This is a genomic window from Cellulomonas sp. SLBN-39 (assembly GCF_006715865.1).
Lineage (GTDB): Bacteria > Actinomycetota > Actinomycetes > Actinomycetales > Cellulomonadaceae > Cellulomonas.
Genome location: NZ_VFOA01000001.1, coordinates 1,048,627 through 1,074,909, shown reverse-complemented (window position 1 = coordinate 1,074,909; position 26,283 = coordinate 1,048,627). Strand labels below are relative to the sequence as shown.

23 protein-coding genes and 1 riboswitch are annotated in these 26,283 nt (G+C 74.4%); of the genes, 15 read left to right on the top strand and 8 right to left on the bottom strand.

Annotation, left to right across the window (positions count from 1 at the left end; genetic code table 11):
* Nucleotides 1-44 precede the first annotated feature (44 nt).
* Nucleotides 45-153: riboswitch (TPP riboswitch) on the top strand.
* Nucleotides 142-1,485 (top strand): MFS transporter, encoded by a 1,344-nt coding sequence (locus FBY24_RS04880; RefSeq protein ID WP_142158565.1) that lies wholly within the window; start codon nucleotides 142-144, stop codon nucleotides 1,483-1,485. Its footprint overlaps the riboswitch before it by 12 nt.
* On the opposite strand, the gene FBY24_RS04875 is transcribed toward FBY24_RS04880, so the two are convergent.
* Nucleotides 1,466-2,617, bottom strand: a complete 1,152-nt coding sequence (locus FBY24_RS04875) for a diacylglycerol kinase family protein (RefSeq protein ID WP_142158563.1) — start codon at nucleotides 2,615-2,617, stop codon at nucleotides 1,466-1,468. The two genes, FBY24_RS04880 and FBY24_RS04875, sit on opposite strands and share 20 nt — an antisense overlap.
* Nucleotides 2,618-2,737: 120 nt before the next feature.
* On the opposite strand from FBY24_RS04875, the gene serS reads away from it, so the two are divergent.
* The 6 genes from serS (at nucleotide 2,738) to FBY24_RS04845 (ending at nucleotide 9,674) form a co-directional block, all read left to right on the top strand.
* A complete protein-coding gene (gene serS / locus FBY24_RS04870) occupies nucleotides 2,738-4,024 on the top strand; it encodes a serine--tRNA ligase (RefSeq protein WP_142158561.1) in 1,287 nt (428 codons plus the stop codon).
* Nucleotides 4,021-4,818: an HAD family hydrolase gene (locus FBY24_RS04865; protein WP_142158559.1), complete on the top strand. Its 798-nt coding sequence runs from the start codon at nucleotides 4,021-4,023 to the stop codon at nucleotides 4,816-4,818. Before serS ends, FBY24_RS04865 begins: the two co-directional genes overlap by 4 nt.
* A gap of 322 nt (nucleotides 4,819-5,140) precedes the next feature.
* Nucleotides 5,141-6,523 carry an ABC transporter substrate-binding protein gene (locus FBY24_RS04860; RefSeq protein WP_142158557.1) on the top strand — a complete coding sequence of 461 codons (1,383 nt, stop codon included), beginning with the start codon at nucleotides 5,141-5,143 and terminating at the stop codon, nucleotides 6,521-6,523.
* Nucleotides 6,524-6,767: 244 nt separating this feature from the next.
* On the top strand, nucleotides 6,768-7,727 hold the full coding sequence (locus FBY24_RS04855) for a carbohydrate ABC transporter permease (RefSeq protein WP_142163180.1): 960 nt from the start codon (nucleotides 6,768-6,770) through the stop codon (nucleotides 7,725-7,727).
* Nucleotides 7,724-8,644 (top strand): carbohydrate ABC transporter permease, encoded by a 921-nt coding sequence (locus tag FBY24_RS04850; RefSeq protein ID WP_142158555.1) that lies wholly within the window; start codon nucleotides 7,724-7,726, stop codon nucleotides 8,642-8,644. The genes FBY24_RS04855 and FBY24_RS04850 overlap by 4 nt, the downstream gene beginning before the upstream one ends.
* Nucleotides 8,645-8,780: 136 nt before the next feature.
* Nucleotides 8,781-9,674, top strand: a complete 894-nt coding sequence (locus FBY24_RS04845; protein ID WP_142158553.1) for a DMT family transporter — start codon at nucleotides 8,781-8,783, stop codon at nucleotides 9,672-9,674.
* Nucleotides 9,675-9,701: 27 nt separating this feature from the next.
* Here FBY24_RS04845 and FBY24_RS04840 read toward each other — a convergent pair whose 3' ends face one another.
* Entirely contained in the window at nucleotides 9,702-10,301 is a 600-nt protein-coding gene (locus FBY24_RS04840) for a bacterial proteasome activator family protein (protein ID WP_142158551.1), read from the bottom strand.
* Between the two features lie 111 nt (nucleotides 10,302-10,412).
* On the opposite strand from FBY24_RS04840, the gene FBY24_RS04835 reads away from it, so the two are divergent.
* Entirely contained in the window at nucleotides 10,413-11,645 is a 1,233-nt protein-coding gene (locus tag FBY24_RS04835; RefSeq protein WP_142158549.1) for an AGE family epimerase/isomerase, read from the top strand.
* A 50-nt stretch (nucleotides 11,646-11,695) separates the two neighbouring features.
* Here the strand turns inward: FBY24_RS04835 and FBY24_RS04830 are convergent, their stop codons facing one another.
* Entirely contained in the window at nucleotides 11,696-12,676 is a 981-nt protein-coding gene (locus tag FBY24_RS04830; protein WP_142158547.1) for an NAD(P)H-quinone oxidoreductase, read from the bottom strand.
* 256 nt (nucleotides 12,677-12,932) lie between these two features.
* On the opposite strand from FBY24_RS04830, the gene FBY24_RS04825 reads away from it, so the two are divergent.
* The 7 genes from FBY24_RS04825 to FBY24_RS04795 all read left to right on the top strand — a co-directional run bounded on the left by FBY24_RS04825 (nucleotide 12,933) and on the right by FBY24_RS04795 (nucleotide 20,067).
* Nucleotides 12,933-17,099, top strand: coding sequence for an ATP-binding protein (locus FBY24_RS04825; protein ID WP_160158430.1), 4,167 nt, complete (start codon nucleotides 12,933-12,935; stop codon nucleotides 17,097-17,099).
* 88 nt (nucleotides 17,100-17,187) lie between these two features.
* Nucleotides 17,188-17,637, top strand: coding sequence for a roadblock/LC7 domain-containing protein (locus tag FBY24_RS04820; protein WP_142158543.1), 450 nt, complete (start codon nucleotides 17,188-17,190; stop codon nucleotides 17,635-17,637).
* A gap of 16 nt (nucleotides 17,638-17,653) precedes the next feature.
* Nucleotides 17,654-18,031, top strand: a complete 378-nt coding sequence (locus tag FBY24_RS04815; RefSeq protein WP_140459442.1) for a DUF742 domain-containing protein — start codon at nucleotides 17,654-17,656, stop codon at nucleotides 18,029-18,031.
* Complete coding sequence (locus tag FBY24_RS04810; RefSeq protein WP_140459443.1) at nucleotides 18,012-18,623, top strand: ATP/GTP-binding protein; 612 nt, start codon at nucleotides 18,012-18,014, stop codon at nucleotides 18,621-18,623. Before FBY24_RS04815 ends, FBY24_RS04810 begins: the two co-directional genes overlap by 20 nt.
* A 104-nt stretch (nucleotides 18,624-18,727) precedes the next feature.
* Nucleotides 18,728-19,201: a YbaK/EbsC family protein gene (locus tag FBY24_RS04805; protein ID WP_142158540.1), complete on the top strand. Its 474-nt coding sequence runs from the start codon at nucleotides 18,728-18,730 to the stop codon at nucleotides 19,199-19,201.
* Nucleotides 19,202-19,294: 93 nt separating this feature from the next.
* A complete protein-coding gene (trxA, locus tag FBY24_RS04800; protein ID WP_142158538.1) occupies nucleotides 19,295-19,663 on the top strand; it encodes a thioredoxin in 369 nt (122 codons plus the stop codon).
* Between the two features lie 74 nt (nucleotides 19,664-19,737).
* Entirely contained in the window at nucleotides 19,738-20,067 is a 330-nt protein-coding gene (locus FBY24_RS04795; RefSeq protein WP_142158536.1) for a hypothetical protein, read from the top strand.
* A gap of 48 nt (nucleotides 20,068-20,115) precedes the next feature.
* Here FBY24_RS04795 and FBY24_RS04790 read toward each other — a convergent pair whose 3' ends face one another.
* The 5 genes from FBY24_RS04790 to FBY24_RS04770 all read right to left on the bottom strand — a co-directional run bounded on the left by FBY24_RS04790 (nucleotide 20,116) and on the right by FBY24_RS04770 (nucleotide 26,134).
* Complete coding sequence (locus FBY24_RS04790) at nucleotides 20,116-21,243, bottom strand: hypothetical protein (protein ID WP_142158534.1); 1,128 nt, start codon at nucleotides 21,241-21,243, stop codon at nucleotides 20,116-20,118.
* 66 nt (nucleotides 21,244-21,309) lie between these two features.
* Complete coding sequence (locus FBY24_RS04785; protein ID WP_142158532.1) at nucleotides 21,310-22,443, bottom strand: hypothetical protein; 1,134 nt, start codon at nucleotides 22,441-22,443, stop codon at nucleotides 21,310-21,312.
* A gap of 115 nt (nucleotides 22,444-22,558) precedes the next feature.
* The gene (locus tag FBY24_RS04780) at nucleotides 22,559-23,683 is read right to left on the bottom strand and encodes a hypothetical protein (protein ID WP_142158530.1); all 1,125 of its coding nucleotides are present in this window, start codon (nucleotides 23,681-23,683) and stop codon (nucleotides 22,559-22,561) included.
* A 116-nt stretch (nucleotides 23,684-23,799) separates the two neighbouring features.
* Entirely contained in the window at nucleotides 23,800-24,915 is a 1,116-nt protein-coding gene (locus FBY24_RS04775) for a hypothetical protein (protein WP_142158528.1), read from the bottom strand.
* 94 nt (nucleotides 24,916-25,009) lie between these two features.
* The gene (locus FBY24_RS04770) at nucleotides 25,010-26,134 is read right to left on the bottom strand and encodes a right-handed parallel beta-helix repeat-containing protein (protein WP_142158526.1); all 1,125 of its coding nucleotides are present in this window, start codon (nucleotides 26,132-26,134) and stop codon (nucleotides 25,010-25,012) included.
* Between the last annotated feature and the right edge of the window lie 149 nt (nucleotides 26,135-26,283).

Genomic DNA, 26,283 nt, shown 5'->3' with positions numbered 1-26,283 from the left:
GAGAACAGGGCAGCCGGTAGGCGGTGTGCGCTAGCGTGCCGGGGTCTTCGTTGCACGGGAGCCCGCACCAGCGGGCTGAGAGGACGGCTCGGGGCCGTCGACCGTCGAACCTGTCCGGGTCATGCCGGCGTAGGGAGCACCATGCCTCAGCCACGTCCTGCCGTGTCCGCACCCGCCCAGCCGGGTGCCGTCCCCGACCCTGCGCGTGCCGCCGTGCGGGGCGGGGTCCTCGGCAACTACGTCGACCAGTTCGACATCTTCCTGCCGGTCATCGCGCTCGCGCCGGTGACCGCGACGCTCTACGGCCCGGGCGACGCGGTCGCGCACGCGGGCCTCGTGCTGGTCGCGACGCTGCTGGCCCGGCCGGTGGGTGCGGCGGTGCTCGGGTCGTGGGCCGACCGGGCGGGGCGGACCGTGGTCGCGCGCACCAGCCTGGCCGGTCTCGCGGTCGCGACGCTGCTGGTGGCGGTCGTCCCCGCGGCGCTGCTCGGGCCGACGGCCACGCTCGCGGTGGTCGTCGCGCTGCGCGTGGTGTGCGGGTTCTTCGTGGGCGGCGGGTACACCGCGGGGGTGCCGTTGGCGATCGAGTGGACCGCACCCTCGCGGCGCGGCCTGGTCAGCGGCGCGATCATGGCGATGTCGCCCGCCGCCAACGCGACCATCGCCGTGCTGGTGCTCGGGCTGCTCGCCGTGCTCGGCGAGGACGGGTACGCCGCGTGGGGGTGGCGGGTGCCGTTCGTCGTCGGCGCCGGGCTGGCCCTCGTCGCGCTCGTCCACTACTCCCGGCACGTGCAGGACGCGCCCGCCCCCGGGCCCGTGCCGGCCGCCGTCGACGCGGCGCCCGGGACCGCAGCCCGGGGACCGCTCGCCGAGGTGCTCGTCGGCGCGCAGCGGCACCGGCTGCGCCGTCTGTTCGTCATGATGACCGGCCTCTGGCTGTTCACCGCGATGGCCGTCGCGGTGCTCACCGCCCAGCTCGGGGCCGTCCGCGAGCTCGACGCCGTGCACGTGACCGCCGTGATGCTCGCCGGCACGGCCGCGTCCGCCGTCACGATGCTCGCCTGCGGGCACCTGTCCACGCGCGTCGGGCGGCGCCGGTTCTTCCTCGGGTTCGGGGCCGCGTCCGCGGTGCTCGCCCCCGCCGCCTACCTCGCCGCCCTCGGCCCGGCGACGGGGGCCGGGCTCGTCCTCGCGGTCGTCGCGCTGCAGGTCGTCACCGTGTCCGTGTACGGGCCGGTCGGCGCCTGGCTCGTCGAGCAGTTCCCGCCCGGCGTGCGCTCCAGCGGGTACGGCACGGCGTACAGCATGTCGATCGTCCTGCCGTCGCTCTACCCGTTCTACCTGCCGCCCCTGCAGGACGCGGCCGGCCCGGTGGTCCCCGTCGCGGCGCTCCTCGCGCTCGCGGGCGTCCTCGTGCTGGTCGGGGCCGCGGTCGCCCCGCCCGTGGTCGAGCAGGTGCCCGAGGTCAGCCCGCGACGCGCATGACGAGGGCGCCCGGGTCGACGCGGGCGCTGATCGCGGTGGCGCGGCCGACGATGTCGCCGTCGACCTGCACGTGCTCGCCGCCCGGCACGGCGATCCGCACGTTCCGCGCGCGGGCGTGGTCGATGCGGCCGATCTTGTTCGGCAGCTCGTTGCGCACCCCGACACCCTGGAGCACGACCTCGCCGAAGAGCTGCGCCCAGCCCGCGATCCCGCCGCGGGTGTCGATGGCCGCGATGTCGAGGACGCCGTCGTCGAGCACCGCGTCGGGCAGCAGCGTGATGCCGCCCGGCAGGCGCCCGCAGTTGCCCACCAGCAGCGACCGCACGCGCACCGTCTGGGTGGGCTGGTCGTCCAGGCGCAGGCGCACCTTGAGGCGCCGCCCGTGCAGGTGCCGCACACCGGCGACGAAGTAGGCGATCCAGCCGACCTTGGCCTTGAGCTGCTCGTCGGCGTCCGCGACCATCGCGGCGTCGAAGCCCAGCCCGGCGATGACGAGGAAGATGTGGTCGCGCGGCGCGTCGGTGTCGGCGGGCAGGTCGTCCGCGGCCTCGGCCACGTCGTCGTCCATCTGCGACTCCCACCGCAGCACCCGCAGCCAGCCGACGTCGATCGGCTTGTCGACCCCGTCGATCGCCAGGTGCATCGCGGCGATGGGGTCGTTCAGGGGGATGTCGAGGTTGCGGGCCAGCAGGTTGCCCGTACCGAGCGGCATGAGGCCCATCGGCACGCCCGTGCCGGCCAGCGCCTCGGCGACCGCCCGCACCGTCCCGTCGCCACCGACCGCCACGACGATGTCCGCCCCCGCCGCGACGGCCTGCCGCGCCTGCCCGACGCCCGGGTCCTCCACGGTGGTCTCGAGCCACATCGGCTCGGGCAGGTACCGCTCCGACGCGGCCTTGTAGACGGCGGAGCGCAGGGCGGCCACGTCGGGCTTCGACGGGTTCGCCACGAACGCCACCAGACGCCGCTCACCCTCCCGCTCCGCGGGCGCCTCAGGCTCCTCGGTGCGCGCGTGGCCCGGGTGCAGGCGCGCGAGCAGCGACAGCTGCTGGCGGTACACCCACAGACCCAGGCCGAGCGCGGCGAGCGCCAGGACGCCGGCGAGGACAGCGACCCACTCGACCCACGACATGGCGTGAACGTACCCCCGGGGCACCGTCGCCGCAGGTCGGCGCGCGACGGGCCCGCCCGCGACGCCCGGCCACGGCGTGCGCGGGCGGTGCGGCCCGGTCGAGGTCGGTAGGGTCGGGGGGTGATCGATCTGCGGCTCCTGCGGGAGGACCCCGACGTCGTGCGCGCCAGCCAGGTGGCCCGCGGCGAGTCCCCGCACCTCGTCGACGAGGTGCTCGACGCCGACGCGCGCCGGCGCTCCGCGCTGACGGAGTTCGAGTCGCTGCGGGCCGAGCAGAAGTCCCACGGCAAGCTCGTCGCCCGCGCGCAGGGCGAGGAGAAGCAGGCGCTGCTCGCGCACACCAAGGCGCTGGCCGAGCGGGTCAAGGCCCTCCAGGCCGACGCGGACGCCGCCGAGGAGCGCGCCACCGAGCTGGCCCGTCGCATCGGCAACGTCGTCGAGGACGGCGTGCCGGCCGGCGGCGAGAAGGACTTCGTCGTCCTGGAGCACGTCGGCACCCCGCGCGACCTCGCCGCCGAGTACGGCCCGGACTTCGTCGTCAAGGACCACCTCGACCTCGGCGAGGGCCTGCGTGCCATCGACACCGAGCGCGGCGCGAAGGTCTCCGGCGCCCGCTTCTACTTCCTCACCGGCATCGGCGCCCGCCTCGAGCTCGCGCTGCTCAACGCCGCGATGGACCTGGCCATGCGGCACGGGTTCTCGCCGACCATCACCCCGACGCTGGTCAAGCCCGAGGTCATGGCCGGCACCGGGTTCCTCGGCGCGCACGCCGACGAGGTGTACCGCCTGGAGGCCGACGACCTGTACCTCGTCGGCACCAGCGAGGTCGCGCTCGCGGGCTTCCACGGCGGGGAGATCCTCGACCTGGCCGACGGTCCGCTGCGGTACGCGGGCTGGAGCGCCTGCTACCGGCGCGAGGCCGGCTCGTACGGCAAGGACACCCGCGGGATCATCCGCGTGCACCAGTTCCACAAGGTCGAGGCGTTCGTGTGGACGCGGCCCGAGGACGCGGCGGCCGAGCACCGGCGCATCCTCGACTTCGAGAAGGAGATGCTCGCCCTCGTCGACCTGCCGTACCGCGTGATCGACGTGGCGGCCGGCGACCTGGGCTCGAGCGCGGCGCGCAAGTTCGACTGCGAGGCGTGGCTGCCCAGCCAGCAGCGCTGGATGGAGGTCACGTCGACCTCCAACTGCACGACCTTCCAGGCCCGCCGGCTGGGGGTGCGCGAGCGCACCGAGGACGGCACCCGCACGGTCGCCACGCTCAACGGCACGCTCGCCACGACCCGCTGGATCGTCGCGATCCTCGAGAACCACCAGCAGGCCGACGGGTCGGTGCGGGTGCCCGAGGGGCTGCGCCCGTACCTCGGGGGCCTCGAGGTGCTCGAGCCGGTGGTCGGACGATGAGCCGCACCCGCCTCGTCGCGCTCGACGTCGACGGCACGCTGATGAGCCACGCGGGCGTCATCTCGCCCGAGGTCCGTGCCGCCGTGACTGCGCTGGTCGAGGCGGGTGTGCACGTGGTGCTCGCGACGGGCCGGTCGGCGCACTCGGCCACCGAGGTCGCGCGCGACCTGGGCCTGACCACCGGGCCCGTGGTGTGCTCGAACGGGGCGGTCGTCGCCCGCCTGGACGTCGAGCACCCGGACGGGTACGTCGTCGAGCGGGCCGTGACGTTCGACCCGGGCCCGGCGCTGCGGACCATCGCGCTGGAGCTGCCCGACGCGCTGTTCGCCGTCGAGGACGTCGGCCGCGGGTTCCTGATCTCGGCGCCGTTCCCCGAGGGGGAGATCAGCGGCGAGCACACCCTCGTGCCGTTCGAGCAGCTCACGGCCGCCCCGGCGACCCGGGTGGTCATCCGCGCGCCGGGCAGCACGCCCGAGGAGTTCCACGACCTGGTCGAGCGCGTCGGGCTGCACGAGGTGTCGTACGCCGTCGGGTGGAGCGCCTGGCTGGACCTGACCCCGGGCGGGGTGTCCAAGGCGTCCGCGCTGGAGGAGGTGCGGCGCGAGCTGGGCGTCGAGCCGTTCGAGACCCTCGCGGTCGGCGACGGCGACAACGACCTGGAGATGCTGCGCTGGGCGGCGTGCGGGGTGGCGATGGGGCACGCGAGCGAGAAGGTGCGTGCCGTGGCGGACGAGGTCACCGGCACCATCGACGACGACGGTGCGCTCGAGATCCTGCACCGCGTCCTGCGCTGACCGCCCGGCGCAGCAGCGGCACCACGAGCACGCCGTGCCGACCCGCGGGGGAGCGCCCCGCCGGCGCTGCTGCGGGCGCCCGCCCGTGCCATGACTCGGGACGGGTTTTCACCCTCTGACCTGACCTGACGTCATCTCGGTGCCTGTGACCGCGCACGGAAAGCGCCTTCTGCACCCGGGTGCCCAGATGTGACCAGTTCGTGACCGCAGAACGGCTGTCTGGCCTTGCAGGCCTTGCGGAAAGACAGTTGCATCGACAGTGGCGCCGCCGGCGGCAGCGCTCGCACGGCACCACATGGCACCACGACGACGTGGAGGACACATGAACCGCATCACCCGCAGGCGCGGGACGGCCCTGGTGGCATCCGTCGCCGGCCTGGGCCTGCTGATCACCGCATGCTCGGGTGGCGACACGCCCGGCGACGACGACACGGCGGCCGGGGGAGACACCGACTGCGCCGCCTTCGAGCAGTACGGCGACCTGTCCGGCACCACGGTCTCGGTCTACACCTCGATCGTCGCGCCCGAGGACCAGCCGCACATCGACTCGTACAAGCCGTTCGAGGAGTGCACCGGGGCGACCGTCGCCTACGAGGGGTCCAAGGAGTTCGAGGCGCAGCTGCTGGTGCGCCTCGAGGCCGGCAACCCCCCGGACATCGCCTACATCCCGCAGCCGGGCCTGCTGCAGACCATCGTCGGGGACTTCCCCGACGCGGTCGCGCCCGTCTCGGAGGCCGCCGAGGCCAACGTCGACGAGTTCTACGCCGCGTCCTGGAAGGGGTACGGCACGGTCGACGGGACGTTCTACGGCGCCCCGCTCGGCGCCAACGTGAAGTCGTTCGTCTGGTACTCGCCGGCGGTGTTCGAGGAGAACGGCTACGAGGTCCCGACCACCTGGGACGAGCTCATCGCGCTGTCCGACCAGATCGTCGCCGACCACTCCGCCGAGGGCAAGAAGCCCTGGTGCGCGGGCATCGGCTCGGGCGACGCGACCGGCTGGCCCGCCACCGACTGGCTCGAGGACCTCGTCCTGCGGACCGCCGGCGGCGACGTCTACGACCAGTGGATCAACCACGAGATCCCCTTCAACGACCCGCAGATCGCCGACGCGCTCGGTGAGGTCGGCTCCATCCTCAAGAACGACGAGTACGTGAACGGCGGGCTCGGCGACGTGTCCTCCATCGCGTCGACCACGTTCCAGGACGGCGGCCTGCCCATCCTCACCAACGGGCTGTGCTTCATGCACCGCCAGGCGTCGTTCTACGCGGCCAACTGGCCCGAGGGCACCGACGTCTCGTCCGACGGCGACGTGTTCGCGTTCTACCTGCCGGGCCCGGACGCCGACACGCGCCCGCTGCTCGGTGGCGGCGAGTTCGTCGCCGCGTTCGCCGACCGTCCCGAGGTCGCCGCGTTCCAGGCGTACCTGACCAGCCCGGAGTGGAGCAACGCCAAGGCGATCGCCACCCCGAGCGGCGGCTGGGTGTCCGCGAACAGCGGTCTCGACCCGGCCAACCTGACGTCGGAGATCGACCAGCTCTCCGCCGAGCTGCTGGCCGACACCGAGCAGGAGTTCCGGTTCGACGCATCCGACCTCATGCCCGCCGCCGTCGGCGCCGGTGCGTTCTGGACGGAGATGACGGCCTGGATCGCGAACGACAAGTCCGACGACGCCGTCCTCGACTCCATCGAGGCCGCGTGGCCGTGAGCGCGCCCGTGACGGCCTGACCCGCCGCCACGACGCAGGGGGCCCGTCCGGTTGCCGGGCGGGCCCCCGCGCGTACTCTCGGAGCACGTCGCGACCGAGGTGACCTGCACGTTCGGACCCGCACTGTCAGCCCCTCGCCGGCACCGTCGCCGGCGCACCACCACCGGAGGGTGCCGTGGAACGGCTCGCCGTCCTGCCCGACTTCCTGCTCACCGCCCGGACGCCGGGCGAGAAGTTCTTCCTCATGATCGTGGCGATCGCGCTGTTCGTGGTCGTCATGGGCCTGGTCCTGCTCCTCGTCGAGCGCGCCAAGCGTCTGCCGTCCTGGGCGGTGGCCGCGGCGTTCCTGCTGCCGACCGTCGCGATGATCCTGTTCGGACTCGTGTGGCCCGCGATCGACACGATCCGGGCCTCGTTCTACGACCGCAACGGGCAGAACTTCGTCGGCGCGGACAACTACGTCCAGGCGTTCACCCAGAACGAGTTCCAGATCGTGCTGCGCAACACGGCCGTGTGGGTCGTGGTCGTGCCGATCGTGGCCACGTTCATCGGGCTCGTGTACGCCGTGCTCGTCGACCGCACCCGGTTCGAGAAGTTCGCCAAGACGCTCGTCTTCCTGCCCATGGCCATCTCGATGGTCGGCGCGTCGATCATCTGGCGCTTCGTGTACGAGTACCGGCCGGTGCTGGAGAACGTCCCCGCGGAGTTCCAGCCCGCGCAGATCGGCCTGATGAACCAGCTGCTCGTGTGGCTGGGGCTGGAGCCGCAGCAGTTCCTGCTCAGCCCGCCGCTGAACTCGTTCTTCCTCATCGTCGTCATGATCTGGATCCAGGCCGGGTTCGCGATGACCGTGCTCTCGGCCGCCATCAAGGCGATCCCCGACGACATCGTCGAGGCCGCGCGGCTCGACGGCCTCGGCGGGCTGCGGATGTTCCGGTTCATCACCGTGCCGAGCATCCGGCCCGCGCTCGTGGTGGTCGTCACGACCATCGCGATGGGCACGCTCAAGGTCTTCGACATCGTCCGCACCATGACCGGCGGCAACTTCGAGACGTCCGTGGTCGCCAACGAGTTCTACCGGCAGAGCTTCGTGCAGCGGAACACGGGCATGGGGGCCGCGCTGGCGGTCATCCTCTTCGTGCTCGTCATCCCGATCGTCGCGTACAACGTGCGCCAGCTGCGCCGGGCGGAGGAGATCCGATGAGCGCCGTCAGCACCGAGCCGACCGTCGAGACGGGCGGGAAGCGCCGGATCAGCCGCCTCGAGCGCCGCGCGATCGCCGCCCAGGGCAAGATCAGCTCGCCCTGGGCGTCCTTCGCCGCCATCGTCATCGCCGTCCTGTGGACGATCCCGACCTTCGGGCTCCTCATCACCTCGTTCCGCCCCGAGGCCGACATCGTCGGGTCCGGGTGGTGGACGTGGTTCGCCGACCCGAACGTCACGCTCGACAACTACGACACCGTGCTCAACGGCTCGTCGACGGCGTTCTCGACGTACTTCATCAACAGCATCGTCATCACGCTGCCCGCCGTGGTCATCCCCATCTCGATCGCCCTGCTCGCGGCCTACGCGTTCGCGTGGATCCCGTTCCGGGGACGGGGCCTGCTGTTCATCGCCGTGTTCACGCTGCAGATCGTGCCGATCCAGGTCACGCTCATCCCGCTGCTGCGCACCTACGTCAGCCTCGGCATCGACGGCACGTTCTGGACCGTGTGGCTGTCGCACTCGATCTTCGCGCTGCCGCTGGCGATCTTCCTGCTGCACAACTTCATGAAGGACATCCCCGCCTCGCTCGTCGAGGCTGCACGGGTCGACGGTGCCGGGCACGTCCGGATCTTCTTCTCCGTGATGTTCCCGCTCCTGGTGCCCGCCATCGCCTCGTTCGGGATCTTCCAGTTCCTGTGGGTGTGGAACGACCTGCTCGTCGGCCTGACCTTCGGCAACAGCCAGAACGTGGCCCCGCTGACGGTGCGCGTCGCCGAGCTCGCCGGCACCCGTGGCACCGAGTGGCACCTGCTCAGCTCCGGGGCCTTCATCGCCCTCGTGGTGCCGCTCGTCGTGTTCCTCGCCCTGCAGCGCTACTTCGTGCGCGGCCTGCTCGCAGGGTCCGTCAAGGGCTGAGCCCGCGCGCCCGCCCGGCCCGGAGCCCCGGGCGGGCGCGCGTCGCCGGGGGCGGGGTCGAGGGGGCCCCACCCCCGGCGGCGCGCGGGCCGCCCGGCTGCACGCACGGGACGAGGGCAGCCCCTAGCCTGGGCCGGTGCCCGCCCCGCTGCTGTTCGTCCTGTCCGGGCTGACGCAGTACGTCGGGGCGGCGCTGGCCGTCGGCCTGTTCGCGGCCCTGCCCGCGGCGACCGTCGCGTGGCTGCGGATCGCGGTGTCCGCGCTCGTCCTCGTCGCCTGGCTGCGGCCCTGGCGGGTGCCCGCGCTGCGCGACCGCCGCCACCTCGCCGTCACCGCCGGCTTCGGCGTCGTGCTCGCGACGATGAACGTGGCGTTCTACGTCGCGATCGAGCACCTGCCGCTCGGCACCGCCGTCGCGCTGGAGTTCGCCGGGCCCGTGGCCGTCGCCGCCGTCACCGGCCGCGGCTGGCGCGACCGCGTCGCGATCGCCGTCGCCGCCGTCGGCGTCGTGCTGCTCGCCGGGGTCAGCCTCGACACGGGCCCCGGCGCCGTCGTCGGGCTCGTCGCCATCGGCGTCTCGGCGCTGTGCTGGGCCGGGTACATCCTGCTGGGCCGCCGCGTCGCGCGGTCCGGCGCCCCGGGCGCCAGCGGGCTGGCCGTCGCGATGACCGTGGGCGCGGTCGTCTTCGCCCCGTTCCTCGCCGGGGGTGCCGCACCCGTCCTGCAGGACGTGCGGCTCGCGCTGCTCGTGGTCGCCATCGCCGTCTGCTCGTCGGTCGTGCCGTACGCGCTGGAGCAGGTCGTGCTGCGCCGCGTCAGCGCCGCCACGTTCGCGGTGCTGCTGGCGCTGCTGCCCGCCACCGCCGCGGTGGTCGGCGCGCTCGCGCTGCAGCAGTGGCCGCACGGCATCGAGGTCGTCGGCCTGGTGCTCGTCTCGGGCGCGATCGCCCTGGCCGCGGGCACCTCGGCGGGCGCGGGCACCGGGCCCGACGACGCACCCGACGTGCTGCCCCCGCCCGGCACGCCCTGACCGCGTCGCGGCCGGGCGGCGGAGCGGCTAGAGGTACTGGCCGGTCGACGGGCGCAGGTCGTCCGGGGCCTCGCCCTGGTGCCGCCCCGGCATGCCCGGCACGCCGTGACCGTCGGGCAGGTGACCCGGCGGCAGCGCGCGCCGCATCTGCGTCAGCTGCGCCTGCGCAGCCATCTGCTGCGCCACCAGCGCCGTCTGGATCCCGTGGAACAGCCCCTCCAGCCAGCCGACGAGCTGCGCCTGCGCGACCCGCAGCTCCGCGTCCGACGGGCTCGCCTCCTGCGAGAACGGCAGCGCGATGCGGTGCAGCTCGGCCACGAGCTCGGGGGACAGGCCGTCCTCCAGCTCGCGCAGCGACCGCGCGTGGATCTCCGCCAGCCGCACGCGCGCGGCGTCGTCCAGCGGTGCGCTGCGCACCTCCTCGAGCAGCTGCTTGATCATCGTGCCGATCCGCATCACCTTGGCGGGCTGCTCGACCATCGACGCGACGTCCTCGTCGCGCGCGGCGGCCGGCTCCTGCGCCGCGCCGTCCCCGGCGGGGACGACCACCACGCCGGGCTCGTGCAGGCCGGGCGCGTGCGCCGCTCCGTCGTGCCGGTCGTCGTCCGGGTGCGCGGTCTCGTCCACGCGGGCATTGTGCCCCGCTCGCCGCCGGGCCGCAGGCCCGCACGGGTGAGCGACCGGCCGCGTCGTCCGCAGGTCCCGCCGCGCCCGCCGCGGCGGGACTAGGGTGGCGCCATGGCGTGGCTGAGCACACCGGCGCACCTTCGTTGGCTCGAGGCCGAGTCCGACCGGCTGTGGGAGTTCGGCCGCGCGTCGCGGCTCCCCGGCGGCGGGTTCGCGCGGCTGTCCGAGACGGGGGAGCCCGAGGTCGGACCCGTCGAGCTGTGGATCACGTGCCGCATGACGCACGTGTACGCGCTCGCCCACCTCGCCGGCCGGCCGGGGTCCGCGGCCCTCGTCGACCACGGCGTCGCGGCGCTCGCCGGGCTGTTCCGCGACGCGGAGCACGGCGGCTGGTACGCCGAGGTCGAGCGCGACGGCACCCCGCGCGACACCGACAAGGCCGCCTACCCGCACGCTTTCGTCGTCCTCGCCTCGTCCAGCGCCGCCGCCGCCGGGCGCCCCGGTGCGCGCGAGCTGCTGGACGCCGCGCTGGCGGTGCAGGAGCTGCGGTTCTGGGACGACGAGGCGGGCATGGTCGTCGAGCAGTGGGACCGCACGTTCACCACCCTCGACCCGTACCGCGGCGTCAACGCCAACATGCACACGGTCGAGGCGTACCTCGCCGCCGCCGACGTCACCGGCGACCGCCGGTGGCTCGACCGGGCCGTGCGGATCCTCACGCGCGTGGTGCACGGGTTCGCCGCCGGCAACGCGTGGCGCCTGCCCGAGCACTTCGACGCCACGTGGACCGCGGACCTGGAGTACAACGCGGACGTCCCCGCGCACCCCTTCCGTCCCTACGGCGCGACGATCGGCCACTGGTTCGAGTGGGCGCGCCTGACCCTGCACGCCCGCGCCGCGCTCGCCGCCCGCGGCGACGAGCCGCCCGCCTGGATGCTCGACGACGCGGTCGGCCTGTTCGACGCCGGCGTCCGCGAGGGCTGGGACGTCGACGGCGCCCCCGGCTTCGTCTACACGGTGGACTGGCAGGGCCGGCCCGTCGTGCGCGAGCGCATGCACTGGGTGGCCGCCGAGGCCGTCGCCGCCGCGGCCACGCTGCACGCCGCGACGGGCGAGGCCCGGTTCGACGACCTCTACACCGACTGGTGGGAGTACGTCGGCGAGCACCTGCTCGACCGTGACGGCGGCTCGTGGTGGCACGAGCTCGGCACCGACAACACGGTGTCGCGCACCGTCTGGGCCGGGAAGGCCGACCTCTACCACGCGGTGCAGGCCACGCTCGTGCCGCGGCTGCCGCTGACGCCCGTGATCGCCCCGGCCCTCGCCGCGGGTCTGCTCGGCTGAGGCCGCGGGCGCGACCGGCAGGACGCCGGCCGCGTCAGGTCGTCAGGTCGTCAGGCCGTCAGCAGGAGCTTGCCGAGCACGCCGCCGCCCTCCAGCAGCCGGTGCGCGTCGGCGGCCCGTGCCAGCGGCAGGCGGTCGTGCACGACCGGGCGCACCCGGCCGTCGAGCACCGCGGGCCACGCCTGCTCCCGCACCTCGGCCATGATCGCTGCCTTCTGCGCGGCGGGGCGGTCCCGCAGCGTGGTGGCGAGCACCGACCCGCGGCGCGACATCAGCGCGGGCAGGTCCAGCTCGCCGCGGCGGCCCTGCTGCAGCCCGATGACGACGAGCCGCCCGCCCTCGGCGAGCATCCGCACGTTCTCCCCGAGCGCACCGGCGCCCAGGACGTCGAGCACCACGTCGACGCCGCGCCCGTCCGTCGCGGCGAGCACGTCCTCGCGCACGCGTCGCGCGCGGTGGTCGACGACGACGTCGGCCCCGAGCGCCCGCACGGCGGCGCACCGCTGCGGGCCGCCCGCGGTCGCCAGCACCCGCACGCCCAGCGTCCGGGCCAGCTGCACGGCGACCGTGCCCACGCCCCCGGACCCGCCGTGCACGAGGAGCGTCTCGCCCGGGGCCAGGCGGGCCGCGCGCGCGTTGGACCAGAAGGTGGCCAGGGCCTCCGGCAGCGCGGCGGCGTCCACCAGCGGCAGCCCCGCGTCGGGCGGGAGCCGCAGCGCGAGGGCCGCCGGCACGGCCACGCGGGTCGCGTACCCGCCGCCGGCCAGCAGCACGGCCGCGCGGTCGCCCACGCGCCAGCCGTCGACGTCGTCGCCGACCTCGACGACGACCCCGGACGCCTCCAGGCCCGGCCACGCCGGGGCGCCGGGCGGAGGGGGGTAGTGTCCTGCGCGTTGCAGCAGGTCCGCGCGGTTCACGCCGGCGGCGACGACGTCCAGCAGGAGGTCGCCGCGGCCGACGACCGGGTCGGGCACGTCCGCGACGCGCAGCTGCTCGGGGCCTCCGGGACCGGTCACGACGACGGCACGCACCCGCACGACGCTAGTCGCCGCGCGGGGGTCCGTCGCGCGCACCTGCGAAGACGCAGGTGCAGAACTGGACGAGAAGGACAGTTCGTCCCGTATCGGATCGGGTGACGTCCGTGGCAAACTCTGCCGCGGGCTAATGGTCCGCCGTCCAGGAACCGATGAGACGCCAGACGGGAGTCACCACCGGTGTGGCTCACGCGTCGGACGCGGACGGCAACCGCATCACACGTCCGCGGTCGGGCGGAACGAAAGGACTGACATGCTGCGACGGCTCGGCATCCGCGCCAAGGTCTTGGCGGTCCTCGCCGTGCCCATGCTGGTCGTCTTCGGGATGGGTGGCTACATCTCCCTCACCGCGTGGCAGAACCTCCAGTACGCACGAGCGAGCCACCAGGTCATCCGGGCCATCGAGGCCCTGGCGCCCCTCACGGACGCCTTCCAGCAGGAGCGCACGCTCTCGCTCACCTACGCGGACGAGGCGGCTGTGACCGACGCCCGCGAGGTGACGGACGCGGCCCTGGACGACGCCGCGGCAGTGACCGCGGAGATCGACCTGGACCAGTTCCCGGACAACGTGGTCGCGGACTTCCAGGAGGCCCAGAAGGCCTACCAGGAGGCGCTGCCCACGGTCCGCACCCGCGTCGACGACAACTCGCAGCGCGCGGTCATCAAGAACGGCTTCCAGCAGATCGTCAACCTGCAGCAGGCCTCGCTCCAGTCCCTCGCGAACGCCCTCGAGGACCGCGACCTGGCCGCGCACGTCACGGCGACGCTGACCCTGAACCAGCTGGTCGACGCGATCATCAACGAGTACGTCACCGGTGTCGAGCTCAAGGGTGCCGTGGCCTCGAGCCCCGCCCTGGCCCGTACGTTCACCAACCAGTCCACGCAGACCGAGCTGGCGCGCGGCGAGGCGCAGGTGGCCGTCGAGACCCTCGGGGTCCCCGACCTCGCGGTCGGCAGCGACTACCCGACGCCGACCCTGCGCTCGGCCCGGCAGATCTTCTCCCAGGGCAACCAGGCCGCGATCTCGACCAACATCCAGTCCGAGACGTGGACGTCGGAGACGGTCAACCAGCTCGACGCCCTGCGGGCCGTCAGCACCGGCGTGAACGAGGCCGCCAACACCGAGGCCGCGGACATCGAGTCCGCCGCCCAGGAGCAGACGGTCTTCACCGTCCTCATCGCCCTCGCCGCCGCGATCCTGTCCTTCGTCCTGGCCACCAGCGTCGGCCGCTCGATCGTCGTCCCGCTGCGCCGCCTCACCAGCGCCGCCGGCGAGGTGCGCGAGCAGCTGCCCCGCCTGGTCGAGCAGGTCGCCGTCCCCGGCGAGGGCCCGGACATCCAGCTCCCGCAGATCCCCGTCCGCTCGCAGGACGAGGTCGGCCGGCTGGCCCAGGCCTTCAACTCCGTGAACGCCACGACCATCCAGGTCGCCCAGGAGCAGGCCGCGCTGCGTGGCTCCATCGCCGAGATGTTCGTCAACGTCGCCCGCCGCGACCAGGTCCTCCTGAACCGGCAGCTGTCGTTCATCGACTCCCTCGAGCGCGCCGAGGAGGACCCCGGCACGCTGGCGAACCTCTTCCGCCTCGACCACCTCGCGACCCGGATGCGTCGTAACGCCGAGTCCCTCCTGGTGCTCGCCGGCATCGACTCCGGTCGTCGTCTGCGCGACGCCATGCCGCTCTCGGACGTCATCCGTACCGCCTCCTCCGAGATCGAGCAGTACGACCGCGTCGAGCTCGACCTGCAGGTCGACCCGCACATGCTCGGCTTCAACGCGCTGTCCGCGGCGCACCTGCTGGCCGAGATCCTCGAGAACGCCACGGTCTTCTCGGAGCCCGAGACGCCCGTCGTCGTCTCCACCGGCGTGACCGGCGGCAGCGTCGTGGTCACGATCGCCGACCAGGGCCTCGGCATGGCCGACAACGAGATCGAGGCGGCGAACCACAAGATCGCGTCGGTCTCCGCCTCGGACGCCCTGGGCGCCCAGCGCCTCGGCCTCTTCGTGGTCGGCCGCCTCGCCCAGCGCCTCGGCGCGGAGGTCACCCTCCGCAAGCGCGCCGGCGGCACGGGCACGGAGGCGGTCGTCCGCTTCCCGAGCACGCTGTTCTCGGCCAACGAGGTCAACCAGCTCGCGCCGACGTCGCCGGCCCCCTCGGCCGTGACGCCCGCCGTCCAGACGCCCTACGGCGCCGTCGAGGCCCCCGAGGTGCGCGAGGTCGACCTGGGCGCCCTGACCGACGGCGAGACCCAGCTGGGCCTGCCGCGCCGCCGTCGTGGCGACGACACGGGCTTCTCGCCCGCCGTCCCCGAGCAGCCCACCCGTCAGCCGGTCGGCCCCGCGCCGACGCAGGGCGGTGCGGCGCTCCCGTCGCGGTCGCGCAAGACGTTCGACGAGGACAACATCGTCCTGCCCGAGGCCCAGGCCACCAACCTGTCGCCCGACCTCGGCGTGGACACCGGCGAGTGGTCGCCCGCGCAGGTCGTGCGGCAGACCGCCACCGGTCTGCCGAGCCGGACCCGGTCGGCGACGCCCGCCTGGGCCGCCGAGCCCGAGCCCGAGGCGCCGAAGGTCGCGCCCCCAGCCGACCCGGCCGCGCGTGCGGGGCTGTTCTCCGGCTTCCGTGGGCGTGCAGGCACCCAGGCCGAGACCGGCACGTCGATGTCCGTCCCCGGCCTCGTCCCCGACGAGGAGCCGCAGTCCAACGGGTGGCCCGTGCCTTCGTGGCGCGAGCCCGCGGCGTCCGCCCCGGCCGAGCCCGCGGCGCCCGCGCCGCAGCAGTGGGAGCAGCCGGCCGAGCCGGCCGCCCAGGCCTGGGGTCCGACGTACGCCGACGCGCCCGCCGCGGAGCCGCAGCACGCCCCGGCCCCGTCCTGGGAGCAGCCCGCCGCCCCCGCGTGGGAGCAGCAGGCCGAGACGTCCTCGTGGGACCAGCCCGCCGCGACCCCCTCGTGGGACCAGCCCGCCGAGACCCCGTCGTGGGAGCAGCAGGAGCCCGCCGCGCAGTCCTGGCAGCAGGCGCCGGCGCAGCCCGCCGAGCCGGAGACGGACGAGGAGACCTGGGCCCCGCAGCCCGTCCCCGCGCAGTCGTGGTCCGAGCAGCCCGCCGAGCAGACCTGGGCCCCGTCGTGGTCCGACGAGCCTGCGGCCCCCGCCCAGGACACGCCCGCGCCGACGTTCACCGCGTACAGCGGCTACTCCGGCTGGGCCGCCACGTCCGAGCAGCCCGTGGTCAGCTACACGGCGCCGTACGTGCCCTTCGAGCACTCGCTCGACGAGGCCCGGTCGTGGCACACCGGCTCGATGCCGGTCGTCCCGGACCCCGCTGCCGGTGCGCAGCCCGCCCACCACGAGCCGGCGCACAACGGCTACGCGGCCGAGCCGGTGCACAACGGCTACGCGGCCGAGCCGGCGCACAACGGCTACGCGGAGCCCGCCGCCCCCGCCTACGAGGGCCAGGGCTGGGCGCCCGAGCAGCCCGTCGCCGAGCAGCCGGCCCCGGCCGAGCAGTGGCAGGCGCCGGTCTGGCAGGCCGACGAGCAGCCCGCCGCCCCGGCGTGGGCGCCCGAGCAGCCCGCCGCCCCGGCGTGGGCCCCCGAGCAGCCTGCTGCCCCGCAGCCCGAGGCCGCCGCCCCCGCGTGGGCGCCGACCCCGGCCCCCGCGGCAGCACCCGCCTGGTCGCAGCCCGCTCCGCAGCAGGCCGCCCCGGCCTGGTCGCCGGCGCCGGTCGAGCAGCCGACGCAGATGTTCACGCCCGTCGAGGCCGCCGACGCGGTCACGTCCACCACGGGCGAGCCGCCCGCGTGGGCCCCGACCGGCGAGTCCGCTGGTGACGACTCCCCGAAGCGGGGACGATGGGGCCAGATGTTCACGCGGCGCAAGGAGGACGGCACGCCGTACTCCGACCCGACACCCGCGGTCACGGACAGCCCTGCCTGGTCCGCCCCGACGACCCCGGAGCCGGCCCCGGCCGAGCGCTCCTGGGGCGCGCCGACCTGGTCGCCCCCGGCGGCCACGCCCGCGCCGGCGAGCGCCGGCTCGTGGAGCCCGCCCGAGTGGTCGGGGCCGCGACAGCCGGCCTCCGCCCCGCAGGCGGTCGCCCCGCAGCCGTCGGTCGCCCCGCGCATCGGCACCCTGGACGACGAGGTGGCGGCCATGCTGGCGCTGCGGTCGGACATCCAGGAGCAGGCTCTCTCCGAGCTCAGCCAGCTCTCGGCCTACCGGCCGAGCGCCCTCGGCGGCAGCGCGGAGCAGTTGACCCGGCGTGTTCCCAGCGCCGTCCCGGCCGCACCGCCCCTCTCCGAGGAGCAGCCGGTCGAGCGTGATGCCGAGCAGCTGCGTTCGCGGCTCTCGAGCTTCCAGTCCGGAACGTCGCGCGGACGCCGCGCGGCGACCAACGGCCAGGAAGGTGGCCCGTCGTGACCCTCGCCAACCCCGTTCCCGACGGTGTCCGCACCGCCGGGGTGTCCCAGCCCGCAGTCGGCCCTGACTGCACCATGAAGGAGGAAGTGTGACCGCGCTCAGCACCGAGGCAGCCAACTTCGGCTGGCTCCTGGACAACTTCGTCCGGACCGTGCCCGGCACTCGCCACACGCTCGTGGTGTCGGCCGACGGTCTGCTCATGGCCATGTCCGAGCAGCTCGACCGCACCAGCGGCGACACGCTCGGGGCCATCGTGTCCGGGATGTCGAGCCTGACCCGTGGCGCTGCGCGCCAGCTCCGTGCGGGGGAGGTGCGCCAGGCGATCGTGGAGATGGACAACTTGTTCCTCTTCACCATGAGCGTCTCGAACGGCTCCGTCCTCGCCGTCGTGGCGGACTCCAGCTGCGACGTCGGCCTCATCGGCTACGAGATGGCGATGCTCGTCTCGCGGACCGAGGCCACCCTGACCCCGCAGCTCATCTCCGAGATGCGCGGCCAGCTCCCTGTCGACGGCGCCACGCGCGCCCCGGTGGCCTGAGGCCAGGTCCTCGCACATGAGCGAGCACATCGAGTACGAGGCCCGCACGGTCCGGCCCTACGCCGTGACCGGCGGCCGCGTGCGTTCTGCACGGTCCGACCTGCCCCTGGAGGCACTGGTCGAGGTCATGCCGGGCGCCGTGGCGGGTACCGGCCTCCCGCCCGAGAAGCGGGCCATCATCCAGCACGCCTCCGCCGGCTACATCTCCGTGGCCGAGCTCAGTGCGCTGCTGCACCTGCCGATCGGTGTGGTACGGATCCTCGTGTCCGACCTCACCGACGCCAACTACGTGCGCGTGCACACCTCACAGCCGGTCGAGGTCAACACCGGTGAGTCCCCCGCCCTGTCCCTGAGCGTGCTGGAGAGTGTTCTCAATGGCATTTCCGCCCTCTGACGCCGCCGTCGCCGCTCCGGCGGGGAACGCCGGCGCAGTTGCCCCCACAGTCGTCAAGATCGTCGTCGCCGGTGGCTTCGCCGTCGGCAAGACGACCTTCATCGGGTCGATCTCCGACATCGAGCCCATGAACACCGAGGCCGCGATGACCGAGCACTCGGTCGGCGTCGACGACGCCGGTGGCCAGACCGAGCGCAAGAACACGACCACGGTCGCGATGGACTTCGGCCGCATCGCGCTGCCGGGCCAGCTGTGGCTGTACCTGTTCGGCACGCCCGGCCAGGACCGGTTCCTCTTCATGTGGGACGACCTGGTGCGCGGTGCGATCGGCGCCGTCGTCCTGGTCGACACGGACCGTCTGGACCAGTGCTTCCCGGCCGTCGACTACTTCGAGTCGCGCGGCATCCCGTTCGTCGTCGGCGTGAACTGCTTCGACGGCATCGCCAAGCACCAGCTCGAGGACGTGCGCGAGGCGCTCGCGATCCCCGCCCACGTGCCGGTGCTCTACACGGACGCGCGTTCGCGTGCGGCGACCAAGCAGGCGCTCATCGCGCTCGTGCAGCTCGCCATGGAGCGTCTGCGCTCGCGCTGACCTCCTGCTCCGCCACGACGGCCGCCTCCCCGCCCGGGAGGCGGCCGTCGGCGCGTCCACGGGCGTGCCGCGGCGACCCGGTGCTCGTCGTCTAGGGTCGCCCCGTGTCCATCGACCTCGCCCGGGCCCACCTGGCGCGCTTCGGCCGCGCCGACGACGTGATCGTGACGGAGCGGTCGAGCGCGACGGTCGAGCTGGCGGCGCAGGCGCTGGGCGTCGAGCCGGCGCGCATCGCCAAGACCCTGAGCTTCCGCGGTCCGGAGCCCGGGACCGCCCTGCTCGTCGTGGTCGCCGGCGACGCGCGGGTCGACAACGCGGCGTTCCGGGCGGCGTTCGGCGTCAAGGCCCGGATGCTCGGCGGCGACGAGGTCGAGGAGCTCACCGGGCACGCCCCCGGCGGGGTGTGCCCGTTCGGCAACCCGCCGTCCGCGACGGTGCGGCTCGACACGTCGCTGCGGCGGTTCGCGAGCGTCTTCCCGGCGTGCGGCGACGCGGCGTCGGCCATCGAGCTGACGTGCGACGAGCTCGCGCACGTGACCGGCGACCCGGGTTGGGTGACGGTCTCGCGACTGCCCTGACGGGCGCCCCGGCGCGGGCGGTGCCAGCAGCGTCACCCGACGCGAGCATACCCGGGGGGGTATGCTCGTCGTCGTCGACCACCAGGAGGGGCCATGTCCACCGTCGAGCTCACGTCCGAGACCTTCACAGCCACCGTGCAGCAGGACGGCATCGTCCTCGTCGACTGGTGGGCGTCCTGGTGCGGCCCGTGCCGCATGTTCGCGCCCGTCTTCGAGGCTGCGTCGCAGGCGCACCCCGACGTGGTGTTCGCCAAGGTCGACACCGAGGCGGAGCAGGCCCTCGCCGGAGCGGCCGGCATCTCGTCGATCCCGACCCTCATGATCTTCCGCGACGGCATCCCGCTGTTCTCGCAGCCCGGCGCGCTGCCGGCGTCCGCGCTCGAGGACCTCGTGCAGCAGGCCCGCGCGCTCGACATGGACGAGGTGCGGCGCCAGGTCGCCGCCGAGACGGCCGCGCGCTGACGGTGGACGTCCTCGCACCACCGGCACGCGCGGCCCGGCGGGCGCCGTCGCCCCGGCGGGTCGTGGTCGGGGCCGTGCTGGTCCCCGTGCTGCTCGTGCTGCTGGTGGCCGCGGGCGGTGGACTGCCCGTGCCCGGCGCGGCGTGGGCGGTCGTGGTGGCGCTGACGGCCGTGGCCGGTGCCGTGCTGCTCGCCGGGTACGTGCCCGCGCGCGGGCAGCGCGCCGCCGACGTGCTCGGCTGCGGCCCGTGCGACGCGGCGTCCGGGCTGAGCGTCGTCGGTGCCGCAGGCCTCCTCGCGGCCGCCCCGCAGCAGGTGACCATGGCGCTCGCCGCGCTGGCGGTCGTCGGCGTCGGGCTCCTGCGCCGTCGGGGCGCGGCCGAGCGGGCCTGCCGCCGCCCCTGACGTCCGGCGCAGCCCGCCGGCGGCCGGGTGGCGGGCAGCGGCGGGCCGTCAGGGCGCTGCGGCGCAGACGACCCCGACGCACTGCGGCTCGCGGCCGTTGCCCCCGGCGGCGTTGCCCCCGAGGTCGACGGCCCCGGGCGCGTGGACGCCCCAGCCGGCGTTCCCGGTCGCGGTGCTGCCGCCAAGGCTCAGGCCGGCGCCCCAGGCCGAGACGACGCCGTCACCGCCGTCGTGGAACGTGCTCCTCACGATCCGCGCCGACGCCACCTGCCCGGCCGGGGGAGCGAAGAGGACCACGGACTCGTCCGTGTGGTCGGCAAGGTGCACGCGCTCGACGACGAGCGTCCCGCCCTCGGCCTGGATCCCGCGGCTGCCGCCGGTGATCGAGACGTCCGTGACGACCGTCGACCCGGATCCCGCGTTGAGCCGGACCGCGGTCGTGCTGTCCCGGATCTCCGACCTGCGCACGTCGGCGGACCCGCCCGACCACGTCTCGACGGCGGCGGCGTTGCCGAGGAAGGCGGTGGATCGGACGACTGCCGAGCCGCCCTCGCTGACGTTCACGGCGCCGTCGTTGGAGCGCAGCACCGACCGCGTGATCGTCGCCCGACCGCCCTGGAGGGCGATCGCGGAGCCGTTGTCGCGCAGCGTCGAGCGCCGCAGCTCCAGCACGCCGCCGTCGATCCAGAGCGGGGCGGTGACCAGGGAGAACGTCGAGCGGTCGACGTCCACCGTCGTGGCGGACCCGTCCTCGTGCGCGACGGTGCGGACGCCGTAGAGGCCGTCCCGCACGACCACCCGGTCGAGGTGGACCGTGCCGCCGAGCGGTCCCGGCGCCCCGACGTCCGGGTCCCCGTCGTACACGTGGTCGGCGACGGCGGCGCCCCAGAACGTGATCACGCCGTCGGTGATCGTCACGTCGCCGCCCGCGGGCACCACGACGCCGGTCTGCCGCAGGCTCCCGCCCCGCAGCACGTGGCCGTCGAGGTCGAGCGTGACGCCCGGGCCCAGGCGCAGCCCGACCCCCTCGGCGCAGGTCAGGTCGGCGGTGAGGACCGTGTCGACGGTGAGCGTGTCGCCGCAGGCCGGCCCCGCGGGTGCTGCGTGGGCGGGCCCCGCCCCGAGCGCCGCGACCGCGACCAGGGCGAGGCCGGGCAGGGCCGTGGTGATGCGCATGGTGGTCTCCGGGGTGGGGCGGGGTGGGCCGGTGCGCCTGCGGGGCAGCAGGCGCACCGGTGGGCCTCAGGGCGCGGTCGGTGCGCAGACCACCCCGACGCACTGGGGCTCGTTGCCGTTGCCGGACGCGGAGTTCAGCCCGAGGTCGTCCGCGCCGGGGGCGTGGATGCCCCACCGCTCGTTGCCGGTCGCAGAGTTGTCGCCGATCTGTGCGCCCTCCCACTGCGAGAGCAGGCCGTCGCCGCCGTCGACGAAGGTGCTGCCGACGATCGAGGTGACCCGCTCCCACGGGGCGTCGGGCCAGCTGTCCGGCTCGACGGACACGCCGACGTCGTTCTTCCGGAACGTCGAGCCGGTGATCGCCATCTCGTCGCCGTGCGCGGCCACGCCCGTGCCGTTCGACGCGAACGTCGTGTCCTGCACCCGCAGGTACGACCCGCCGGGCCCGTGGTCGATGGCCGTGCCGTTGCGGCTCAGCTCCGACCGCTCGACGGTGACGAAGTCCATGAACCCCGTGCGGATCCCGACGTCGTTGCCGAGGAACGCGGTCGACACCAGGTCGATCCCCGCCTCGCCGCCGCTGTCGAACCCGGTGCCGTTGTCGCGCACCACCGAGCGCTCCAGCCGCACACCGCCGGTGTTCGCGGAGAGGGCGACGTCGTTGTCCCGCAGCGTCGTGCGCGTGAACGTGCCGTACCCGCCGACCGTGGAGAACCCGGTGCCGTTGCCCCGCAGCGTCGACCGGTCGACCTCGAACGTCTTGAAGCTGTCGTAGAGCCGGCCGGTGCCGTCGACGCCGGTGCCGTTGTCCCGCACCACGACGCCGACGACGCGGACGGTGCCGTCGAGCTCCAGGTCGTCGCCCGTCTCCGGGTCGGTGCCCGTGAGGTCGTCGGCCGTCACCCCGGTGCCCCACCCGGTCACGACGCCGTTGGTGACCGTCACGTCCCCGGTGGGCGGCCCGACGACCCCGCGCCCGGCGTCGTGCCCGGTGAGCACCTTGCCGCCGAGGTCGAGCGTGACGCCCGGCGCCAGCGTGAGCCCGTCGCCGGACGTGCAGGTGAGGTTGCGGGTGAGCACGGTGTCCACGGTCAGGTGCTCCCCGCACGCAGGACCGGGCGGTGCCGCCTGCACCGGGCCGGCGACGAGCGTCGCACCGACGGCCAGGACGAGCGCGGGCAGGGCGGTGGAAGTGCGCATGGCGATGTCCCCCTGGGTGCACGTCGCCCCCTGCGACGCTGCGTCGCCAGTGTGACCACGTCCGCGCCAGGGTGGTAAGTCCCGGATCGCGCGATTCCCGGGTGAAACGCGTCCCTCAGCCCGCCGGGGCGCACACGACGCCCACGCACTGCGGCTCGGTGCCGTTGCCGCGCGCGGTGTTGCCGCCGAGGTCCTGTGCACCCGGCGCGTGGATGCCGCGGCCCGTGTTGCCCGTCGCCGTGTTGCCGCCCACCTTCATGCCCGCGAACTGCGACACGAGACCGTCACCGCCGTCCGCGAACGTGCTGCCCGTGACCTCGGCGGTGCGGTCGAACGGGGCGTCGGGCCAGGAGTTCTCGGCGGAGCGGACGGCCACGCCGTTCTTCCGGAACGTCGAGCGTCGCACCTCGAACGGGCTGCCCTGCACGTCGACCGCCACGTCGTTGCCGGTCAGCGTCGTGTCGTGGACCTTCGTGTAGCCGGCGTCGCCGGCGATGTCGAGCGCGACGTCGTGACCGCGGACCTCGGACCGGGTGATCTCGACGGAGTCCATGAACCACGCCTGGAAGCCGATGCGGTTGTCGAGCACGGCCGTCGACGTGACGGTGATCCCGGACTCGCCGCCGCCGGAGAAGGCGTAGTCGTTGTCGCGCAGGACCGACCGGCTCACCGCGACGCCGCCGGTGTTGGCGTAGAGCGCCACCCCGTTGTCGCGCAGCGTCGTGCGGTGGAACGACCCGTACCCGCCGGTCGTGGCGAACCCCGTGACGTTGCCCCGCAGCGTCGAGCGGTCCACGGTGAACAGCTTCTTCTGCCCGTAGAGCCGCCCCGTGCCGTCGATGCCCGTGCCGTTGTCGCGCAGCACGACGCGGTCCACGTGGACCGTGCCGCCGAGCTCGACCCACTCGCCCGTCTCCGGGTCGTACCCGGGGTCGTCCGCCGTCAGGCCGGTGCGCCACCCGGCGATCACGCCGTTGGTCACGGTGACGTCGCCCGAGGGCGGGGCGACGACGCCGTTGCCGCCGTCGTGCCCGGCGAGCACCTTGCCACCGAGGTCGAGGGTCACGCCGGGGGCGAGCCAGAGGCCGTCGCCGGACGGGCAGGTGAGGTTGCGGGTGAGCACGGTGTCCCGCGTGAGGGTGTCCCCGCACGCGGGCCCCGGTGCGGCGTGCGCGGGGCCTGCGGCCAGCGTCGCGCCGACGGCCAGGACGAGTGCGGGCAGGGCGGTGGAAGTGCGCATGGCGGTGTCCCCCTGGGCGCGCGCCGCCCCCTGCGGCGTCGCGTCGCCAGTGTGGTCCGGCCCGCGCGGGGCGGAAAGTCCCCGATGCCCCGGTTCGCCCGGGTGAAAACGTCTCGTCAGCCGCCCGGGGTGCAGGAGACCCCGACGCACTGCGGCTCGGTCCCGTTCCCTGAGGCGGTGTTGCCGCCGAGGTCGATGGCACCGGGGGCGTGGATCCCGTGGCGTGCGTTGCCCGTCGCCGTGCTCCCGCCCACGCGGACGCCGGGGACCTCGGCGACCAGCCCGTCGCCCCCGTCCGAGAAGGTCGAGCCCACGACCTCGACGGGATCTGCCACGCCGCCGGAACCGCCGTCCGTGACCGTGACGGCGACGTCGTTCTCGTGGAAGGTCGATCCCTCCACGCGCAACGAGTCGGAGGCGTGCACCGCGACCTCGTTGCGGGTCAGGGTGGTTGCGGTCAGCTCGACCGAGGCGCCCCGCCCCGCAAGGTCGAGCGCGAGGTCGTGGCCCCGCACGTCCGAGCTGTCGATGGTGATGACGTCGCCATCGGCGGGGGACAGCCCTCTCGTGTTGAAGAGGAGCGCCGTCGACGTGAGCGTGAGCGTGGTCTCGCCGGTGCTCCAGTAGCCGACGGTGTTGCCCCGTACGACGGACCGGTCCAGGGCGATGGTCGCCTGCCGGCCGAAGACGCCGTAGCGGCTGTCGCGGACCGTCGACCGGTCGAACCTCGCCGAACCGCCGAACGCCATGAGCCCGAAGACGTTGTTCCGGAGGGTCGAGCGGACGATGTCGACGTGCTTGTGCTCGGACCTGTAGAGGCGTCCTGAGGCCCAGACGGCGATGCGGGCCCCGCGGATGACGACCCCGTCCAGCAGCACCGTCCCGCTCAGCTCCGGCCAGGCGCCGGTCTCGTCCTGTCCGGGGTCCCAGCCCGTCACCCCGGTGCCCCAGCCGGCGATGACGCCGTTGACGATCGCGACGTCGCCCGTGGACGGGGCGACGACGCCGCTGCCGCCGTCGTGCCCGGCGAGCACCTTGCCGCCGAGGTCGAGGGTGACGCCGGGTTCGAGCCACAGCCCGTCGCCGGACGGGCAGGTGAGGTTGCGGGTCAGGACGGTGTCCTGCGTGAGCGTGTCCCCGCACGCGGGCCCCGGTGCGGCCTGCGCGGGGCCCGCGGCGAGCGTCGCGCCGACGGCCAGGACGAGTGCAGGCAGGGTGGTGGAAGTGCGCATGGCGGTGTCCCCCTGGGTGCGCGCCGCCCCCTGCGACGCCGCCCTGCCAGGGTAGGCGCGCCAGGACGGGGACGCCTGGGCGAGGCGGGCCCGGTCAGCCGCCGGGCGTGCAGGAGACCCCGACGCACTGCGGCTCGGTCCCGTTGCCCGACGCGATGTTGCCGCCGAGGTCGGCGGCGCCGGGGGCGTGGATGCCGCGACCGGTGTTGTCCGACGCCCGGTTGCCGCCGACCCGCAGCCCCTCCTGGGCCGAGACGAGCCCGTCCCCGCCGCCGGTGAACGTGCTGTCGACGACCTCGCTCATCTGCTGCCACGGCCCCGCCCAGGCGCCGGCCGCGACGCGGTACCCGGTGCCGTTCTCGCGGAACGTCACCCGCCGCACGAGGGCCAGGTTGCCCGTCTGGTCGATGCCGACCTCGTTGCCCGCGAACGTCGTGTCCTGCACGCGTGCAGTGCCGTCGGAGGCTGCGAGGAAGAGCCCGCGCCCGTTGTGCAGCAGCTCCGCGTGGCTGACGAAGAGGTCGTCCGCGTAGCTCGTGTAGACGCCGAACCGGTTCCCGACGAGGGAGGAGGACGTGATCTCCAGGCGGGTCTGCTCGGTGGCGGCACCCGTGCCGTTGTCCCGCACGACGGACCGGCTCAGCGTCACCCGCGACTCGCCCGCCTGGATCCCGACGGCGTGGCGCTGCACGGTGCTGCGGCGGGCGTCGACCGTGCCGTGGTGGACGAGGATGCCCGTGCCGTTGCCGTCGCCACGGATGGTCGAGCGGTCGACGACGACCCGCTTGTGCTGCCCGTCGACGCGCCCGCGCGCCCGGATCCCGTAGGTCGTGTCCTCGACGACCACCCGGTCGACGTAGAGCGTGCCGCCGAGCCCCTCCGGCGCCGGCGCGCCGGGGGCCTCGTGGGCGGTGATGCCCCGGTGCCACCCGCGGACGACGCCGTTGGTGACCGTGACGACCCCCTGCGCCGGAGCGACGACGCCGGACCCGGCGGACCGGCCGTGGCCGGTGAGCGCGTGGCCGCCGAGGTCGAGCGTCACGCCCGGTGACAGGACGAGCCCGTCGCCCGCGGCGCAGGTCAGGTCCGCGGTGAGGACGGTGTCCTGCGTGAGCGTGTCGCCGCACGACGGTCCCGGTCCGGCGGCGTGGGCCGGTCCGGCGACGAGCGTCGCGCAGACGCCGGCGACGAGGACGGCGGCCGCGGTGGTGGTGCGCATGGTTCCCCCTGGGTGCGGCGTCGCCCCCTGCGGCGCTGCGCGGCCAGTGTGGGCAGGCCCGCGCGTCGGCCGCCAGCCGGCGCCGGCCACGTCCCGGGTGAACCGTGCTCGGTCGTGCGCCGCCCGGGCCGGGCAGCGGGTGCTCTGCT